Below are 7,826 nucleotides of genomic sequence, written 5' to 3' on the forward strand. Positions count from 1 at the left end.
TTTACTAGAAAAATATGTACTTTTACTCATCGTGTTTATTGTTTTGCAAGACTAAACTACGATAACTTTTTAGAAGTCAGCTTGCTGGCTTCTTTTTTTTTATCGGACAACAATGATTAAGTATATAGATTTTGGAATAAAAGTTATAGTGTTGTTTATCTCAAGTTTAACGTTGTTTAGTTTTATTATACAACGCAACGGGTTTAAGAACCTACAGAATAAAAGTATTATTAGCGATGACCTAAACTTCATTGACCAAGAGGAGCATAACGTAGATATTAGCATAGCAACAATCCAAGAATTGAATAGTATGAGGATGTGATTATCGCTGAAAGGATTTGTAATTTTTTTGAAAGTAATGATTATTATCTGCATCCAAGCTTTTCGATTAGACAGCTATGCGAGTTGTTATCTATAGAAAATACTTCAATAGTACACCGAGTCATTAATAATAACTTAGATACAACATTTTACAAATTAGTTGCCAAGTACAGAATTAATTATTCGCTAGAACTTTTAAAAAGTGGCAATAATTGGACGTTAGATGTTGTTGCCAATACTAGTGGATTTAAATCTGTCAATACGTTTAAAAAATACTTTGAAGAATATATTGGTTTAAGCCCCTTTTTATATCGAGTAAATAGTTTTTAACAATAAAATCCCCACCTTACTATGATTTTATTATTCTTGATTGTTTTTAGCTTTATACTATATACACTAGTTTTTAGTTTCAAGAAAACGAAGACAGTTTTAAGTGTAAATATGTTTTGTATTAACTGTGCCCTTGTGATCTGCTCATTTATTGTTTTTTTAGTAAAAAAGAAAATGGGATTGTATGAAGTTCCTTTAGGGATTCTGTTTAGTATTATGATTGGCCCTTTTTTACTATTACTCCTAAGAGAGGATATTAAAAAATCTTATTTCCATTTTGTTTTGGTACTCTGTCTTGAGCTCTTTGGCTTTGTAGGTTATTTTTTATTACAAGCATTTTATCCAAATTATCTAGGATATCTTCATCAGGCTTTAATTTCGACAGTTATCATAAGTTGTATTTGTTATGCTAGTTATGGATACTTGTATTTTATTAATCATCAGATGAGGTATAAAACCAATGAAGTGATAATATTTTATATAGTATTATTGTTTAGTTGTTCTTTCTTTTTTTGTATTGTGTTTTTCAAAAGAGATCAGAAGATATTTGATAGCGACTATATTTTTATGGTTTATAGTTTATGTGTAGCTATTGTTTCTTTATTAAATGAATTAAAACAAGTTTATTATACAGATAGATTCGCCATAGATGAGGCTCTACAAACAACAAATAGTCAATTGGTATTGTTAGATGTTGAACAAGATTTTGTAGCGAAAGAAAAAGATTATATAGAAGTAAGTATCCAAGAGCAAGATATTACTTACATTGAAGAGAAGAGTACTGCATTGACTGATGAGCAGAGAGATGAAATACGTCAACTATTGTATAAAAAGATTATTGAAAGTCAGTTATTCTTGGATACTGAATTAACCTTAACTAAAGCTTCTGTGATTTTGGGTATTGATAAAAGAATATTGTTAAGTTATTTTAGGCAGTCAGAGTCTTTGAGTTTTAAACAATATATTAATAGACTAAAAGTAGAGTATGCAGTATTTTTAATTTTAGAAAAAGAGAAGGATATCACAGTTGAGGAATTGACCATAGCTAGTGGATTCAATACACGGATATCTTTTTACAGAGCATTTGTGAATGTATATGGTTTTGCTCCATCAGAGCTCTTAACGGAATAAGGGTGTTTTACATTCTCTGAGTTAGGAGTGTTTTATTAGAATATTTATCTTGATTATAATCATAAGTCCTCGTTGCTTTATAAGTAATGAGGACTTTTTTTATGCAATTAACTTTCCTGCTTATCGCCTATGAGTTTAGGTTCTTTTTTTCTATAAATAGCACTTCTATATAAGAATAAGTGGCTTCTATTTATGCTTTATTCTTTGTTTAGTTATTTGATTTTAAGAGGATAGGGTGTTTTGTTGGTAGTAAGTGATCTGTGTTTTTAAGGTATAAGTTAAAGCATGTATCAATATGTTTCAAATGACTGATTTAGTGGGTTTATGATACATTATTTAACAATAGAGGAAGATACATTTGCTTGAAAGTAATTAGTAAGTACCTCTATATACTGATTGTGTTTTTCTGGATTAGACATTTGAATGGAGGTACTCTTTGTAAATAATTTAAAAGTAAATGTGATAAAGGAATAATCACTTATTATCTAGTTGTAAATAAATTGTAGAAGAGAATATGAAAAAAAGAGTACTATCTGTAGCGGCTTTACTTGTTAGTAGTTTTGCGGCAAATGCACAAGTTGGTGTAGGAACTTTAGATCCTAATAAATCTGCTGAATTGACAATTGAATCAACCAATAGAGGGTTATTGATTCCTAGAATTGCATTAAAGAACAGTAAAGATGTTGTTACGATTACTGAGTTTCCAAAAAATGGGATTAATAGTATGCTTGTGTATAACACAGCAACTGTTGAAAATGAACTTAAACCTGGTTTTTATTACTGGTACATTGATAAATGGAATCGATTAACTACTGTTAATGATATACCTGAGACTGTAATTAATAATTACCAAGAAATTTTTAAGAATGAAAATATTAAAAATGAGATTAGTAATATAGTAAACACAACTAAAGGGAATGTTATTTATGAAGGCGATAAGTTGTATTATATCAATAATGAAGGAAATAAAGAAGAGATAAAAGAGAAGGTTACTAAGATAGAATACGAAGAGGCTTCTGGTGATTATATTTTTTATAATGAGAATGCTATAGATAGAATGGGTAACCCTATTCTAGCTAATGGATATAGAATTAAACTTCCTAAGAGTGTTATTAAGAATTTTCAAGAGATTATTAATAACGAGTATGTAAAGAATGAACTTTATAAAGTAATAGAGAATAGCTATGTAGGTGGTAATGTTTATTATGACGGTGCATCATTTACTTATGTTACTAAAGAAGGAGAAGTAAAGAATATCACATTTAATGATATCGTTAAAGGAAATGAAACGGTAACGACCTTAGTAGATAATAAAAATGGCACATTCACTTATACAAATGAGAAGGGAGAAGCTGTTACAATAGATCTAACTAAAGGGCAAAAAGGAGATAAGGGAGATGAAGGTAAATCAGCCTTAGAGATTTGGCAAAGTCTTCCTGGTAATGATGGAAAAGATGGAGCAGACTTTATCGCATCAATCACAGGAAAAGACGGAAAAGACGGAAAATCAGCATACCAAGTAGCGGTAGATAACGGATTTGTAGGTACTGAAGCAGAATGGTTAATTAGTTTAATCGGTGCTAAAGGCGCAGATGGTAAATCAGCTTTAGAGATCTGGCAAAGTCTTCCTGGTAACGATGGAAAAGACGGAGCAGCATTTATCGCATCATTAAAAGGAGATAAGGGAGATGAAGGAAAGTCAGCCTTAGAGATTTGGCAAAGTCTTCCTGGTAATGATGGAAAAGACGGAGCAGACTTCATCGCATCAATCACAGGAAAAGATGGTAAAGACGGAAAATCTGCATATCAAGTAGCGGTAGATAACGGATTTGTAGGTACTGAAGCAGAATGGTTAATTAGTTTAATCGGAGCTAAAGGAGCAGATGGAAAGTCAGCTTTAGAGATCTGGCAAAGTCTTCCTGGTAACGATGGAAAAGACGGAGCAGCATTTATTGCATCATTAAAAGGAGATAAGGGAGATGAAGGAAAGTCAGCCTTAGAGATTTGGCAAAGCCTACCTGGTAATGATGGAAAAGATGGAGCAGCATTTATCGCATCATTGAAAGGTGATAAGGGTGATAAAGGAGACACAGGATTTAAATCAGAGTCACAAGTAGGAGAGAGTGGAACACCAGGGAAACCAGGAGAGCCAGGAGGTCCAGGAGTTGGAGTAACTATTGTACACAATGATTCAGGAGTATGGGTATATGACCCAACTACAAATACGTGGACAAACATCTTAGGTCCTAAGGGAGAAAAAGGTGATAAAGGAGACACAGGATTTAAATCAGAATCACAAGTTGGAGAGAGTGGAACACCAGGGAAACCAGGAGAGCCAGGAGGCCCAGGAGCTGGAGTAACTATTGTACACAATGATTCAGGAGTATGGGTTTATGACCCAACAACAAATACATGGACAAACATCTTAGGACCTAAAGGAGAGAAAGGTGACAAAGGAGACACAGGATTTAAATCAGAGTCACAAGTTGGAGAGAGTGGAACACCAGGGAAACCAGGAGAGCCAGGCGGACCAGGTGAAGGAGTAACTGTGGTACACAATGATTCAGGAGTATGGGTTTATGACCCAACAACAAATACATGGACAAACATCTTAGGACCTAAAGGAGAGAAAGGTGACAAAGGAGACACAGGATTTAAATCAGAGTCACAAGTTGGAGAGAGTGGAACACCAGGGAAACCAGGAGAGCCAGGAGGTCCAGGAGCTGGAGTAACTATTGTACACAATGATTCAGGAGTATGGGTATATGATCCAACCACAAATACGTGGACAAACATCTTAGGTCCTAAGGGAGAAAAAGGTGATAAAGGAGACACAGGATTTAAATCAGAGTCACAAGTAGGAGAGAGTGGAACACCAGGAACACCAGGTGATACAGGTAATCCAGGAGCGCCAGGTGAAGGAGTAACTATTGTACACAATGATTCAGGAGTATGGGTTTATGATCCAACTACAAATACGTGGACAAACATCTTAGGTCCAAAAGGAGCAGATGGTAAAGACGGAACAAATGGAATAGATGGTAAATCAGTTACTGTAAAAGATAATGGTGATGGTACAACAACTATTACAGATGGAGCAGGAGGAACAGTTACTGTTAAGGATGGTAAAGACGGAACTAATGGAATAGATGGTAAGTCAGTTACTGTAAAAGATAATGGTGATGGAACAACCACTATTACTGATGGAGCAGGAGGAACTGTTACTGTTAAGGATGGAGTTAAAGGAGTAGATGGTAAAGATGGAACTAACGGAATAGATGGTAAATCTGTTACTGTAAAAGATAACGGAGACGGTACTACCACTATTACTGATGGATCAGGAGGAACTGTGACTGTTAAGGACGGAGTTAAAGGAGCAGATGGTAAAGACGGAACTAATGGAATAGATGGTAAATCAGTTACTGTAAAAGATAATGGTGATGGTACAACAACTATTACAGATGGTAACGGAGGTGTTGTGACTGTTAAGGATGGTAAAGACGGAACTAACGGAGTAGATGGTAAATCAGTTACTGTAAAAGATAACGGTGATGGTACAACAACTATTACAGATGGTAACGGAGGTGTTGTGACTGTTAAGGATGGTAAAGACGGAACTAATGGAGTAGATGGTAAATCAGTTACTGTAAAAGATAACGGAGACGGTACAACCACTATTACTGATGGAGCAGGAGGAACTGTGACTGTTAAGGACGGAGTTAAAGGAGCAGATGGTAAAGATGGAACTAACGGAGTAGATGGTAAGTCAGTTACTGTAAAAGATAATGGTGATGGTACTACCACTATTACTGATGGAGCAGGAGGAACTGTGACTGTTAAGGACGGAGTTAAAGGAGCAGATGGAAAAGATGGAACTAATGGAATAGATGGTAAATCAGTTACTGTAAAAGATAACGGTGATGGTACAACAACTATTACAGATGGTAACGGAGGAACTGTGACTGTTAAGGACGGAGTTAAAGGAGCAGATGGTAAAGATGGAACTAATGGAATAGATGGTAAGTCAGTAACTGTAAAAGATAATGGTGATGGAACAACCACTATTACTGATGGAGCAGGAGGAACTGTGACTGTTAAGGATGGAGTTAAAGGAGCAGATGGTAAAGATGGAACTAACGGAGTAGATGGTAAGTCAGTTACTGTAAAAGATAATGGTGATGGTACTACCACTATTACTGATGGAGCAGGAGGAACTGTGACTGTTAAGGATGGTAAAGACGGAACTAATGGAATAGATGGTAAATCAGTTACTGTAAAAGATAATGGTGATGGAACAATCACTATTACTGACGGAGCAGGAGGAATTGTTACTGTTAAGGACGGAGTTAAAGGAGCAGATGGAAAAGATGGAACTAACGGAGTAGATGGTAAGTCAGTTACTGTAAAAGATAATGGAGATGGTACAAGTACTATTACAGATGGTAACGGAGGTGTTGTAACTGTTAAGAATGGTAAAGATGGAATAAATGGTAAGTCAGCATACCAAGTAGCAGTAGATAACGGATTTGTAGGAACTGAGGCAGAATGGTTAATTAGTTTAATTGGTGCTAAAGGATATCAAGGAGAGGTAGGATTACCAGGAGCAAAAGGAACATCAGCTTTAGAGATCTGGCAAAGTCTTCCTGGAAACGATGGAAAGGATGGAGCAGCATTTATTGAATCATTAAAAGGAGAAGCAGGAACAGCCGGGATGGATGGAACGGCAGGGATTAATGGTAAAGATGGTATTGGTGGTAAAACCATTCAAGGTACAGCTATTACTATTACAGGTGCAGGTTCAGAAGCTAGTCCTTATGTAGTAAATGCAGATGTCTCTAAGTTAATATTAGCAGGAGATGTAACAGGACCAGCAAATTCTAATAAGTTAACATCATTAAAAGGTAAGCCAGTTAATCAAGCTGCTCCTACAACTAATGGTCAAGCCTTAGTGTATAACGGCACAGAGTGGATAGCAGGTACACCAAAAGTTAATGTTACAGATGTACAAGGTGGTAAGAATCTTACAGCAGCTGATGCTACCAATGCAACGATAGAAGTAGTAAGTGGTGGAACAGGAGCAGTCCTAGTGGATACAAGCCTAAGAGTGAAAGACGAATCTATCACATCTGGTAAGATTAAAGACGGAACGATCCAACCTGTTGATATGGCTAATGGAGGAAATGACCAAGTATTAGTAACGGATGATAAAGGAAAACCTAAGTGGGAAAATAAAGCTGCTTTATCAGCAACAGCGGATAATGGTTTAACAAAGACACTCAACAATATTCAGTTAGGTGGAAGTTTACTTAAACCAACTGATATTACTACTACTAGTGCTAATACTCTAGCGTTAAAAGGACTGGATAAGAAAAATGTACAGGATCAACAGACTCAACGTCTATTAGCTGTAGATAATAATGGAGATGTAATTAAAGCACTAAAAGCAGCTATGCCGAAGTTTTTCTATATGCCTTCTATCATTGTGCCGACAAGTTTAGAACAGATGAATGCTGCAGGATCAGGTGCTTTAGCAGGTGATACATTTAATGATACTACTTTATTAGGGAAGATAGATTTATATGGTCGTTATGTGAAGCAGTTCGGTAATCCAGTAACTTCTAGCCCTAATCCTAAGTCTAACCTACCTATATTACCAACATCAGAGTTAGATTACTTTATCACTTGGTATGATACTACAGTGTTTAAAGCAGTGACTGTTGATAATAATGGAGTGTTGAGCTATGAGCTTCAGACAAATGCAGATGTAACAGTAGGGACATTTATGAACATAGTGTTCTCTGTTAGAAACGATAACTAATTTGGAAGGGGTTTGTCTAGGCTTGTTTGTAAAGAGCAAGTCTAGATATAACTATGAATGAGTTATACAATAGAATTATTTTAAAACAAAATAATTATAAGAATATGAATTATCATTGTTGTCCGATAAAAAAAAAGAAGCCAGCAAGCTGACTTCTAAAAAGTTATCGTAGTTTAGTCTTGCAAAACAATAAACACGATGAGTAAAAGTACATATTTTTCTAGTA

At 35.4% G+C, this 7,826-nt stretch carries 4 protein-coding genes; all 4 read left to right on the forward strand.

The window, feature by feature from the left end; all coding sequences use genetic code 11:
- Positions 1-112 precede the first annotated feature (112 nt).
- Positions 113-322 (forward strand): hypothetical protein, encoded by a 210-nt coding sequence (locus CF599_RS19015; protein ID WP_121967498.1) that lies wholly within the window; start codon positions 113-115, stop codon positions 320-322.
- Entirely contained in the window at positions 319-651 is a 333-nt protein-coding gene (locus CF599_RS20105) for a helix-turn-helix domain-containing protein (protein ID WP_121967499.1), read from the forward strand. The genes CF599_RS19015 and CF599_RS20105 overlap by 4 nt, the downstream gene beginning before the upstream one ends.
- Positions 652-1,095: 444 nt before the next feature.
- Positions 1,096-1,782, forward strand: a complete 687-nt coding sequence (locus CF599_RS19600) for an AraC family transcriptional regulator (protein WP_158221797.1) — start codon at positions 1,096-1,098, stop codon at positions 1,780-1,782.
- 514 nt (positions 1,783-2,296) lie between these two features.
- Positions 2,297-7,600 carry a hypothetical protein gene (locus CF599_RS19030; protein WP_121967501.1) on the forward strand — a complete coding sequence of 1,768 codons (5,304 nt, stop codon included), beginning with the start codon at positions 2,297-2,299 and terminating at the stop codon, positions 7,598-7,600.
- Positions 7,601-7,826 lie beyond the last annotated feature (226 nt).

The organism is Myroides sp. N17-2 (genome assembly GCF_002286775.1).
Taxonomy (GTDB): domain Bacteria; phylum Bacteroidota; class Bacteroidia; order Flavobacteriales; family Flavobacteriaceae; genus Flavobacterium.

Coding starts and splice junctions, on each gene's coding strand:
- CF599_RS19600 (WP_158221797.1), top strand. CDS start 1,096: ATGAGGTATAAAACCAATGAAGTGATAATATTTTATATAGTATTATTG.
- CF599_RS19015 (WP_121967498.1), top strand. CDS start 113: ATGATTAAGTATATAGATTTTGGAATAAAAGTTATAGTGTTGTTTATC.
- CF599_RS19030 (WP_121967501.1), top strand. CDS start 2,297: ATGAAAAAAAGAGTACTATCTGTAGCGGCTTTACTTGTTAGTAGTTTT.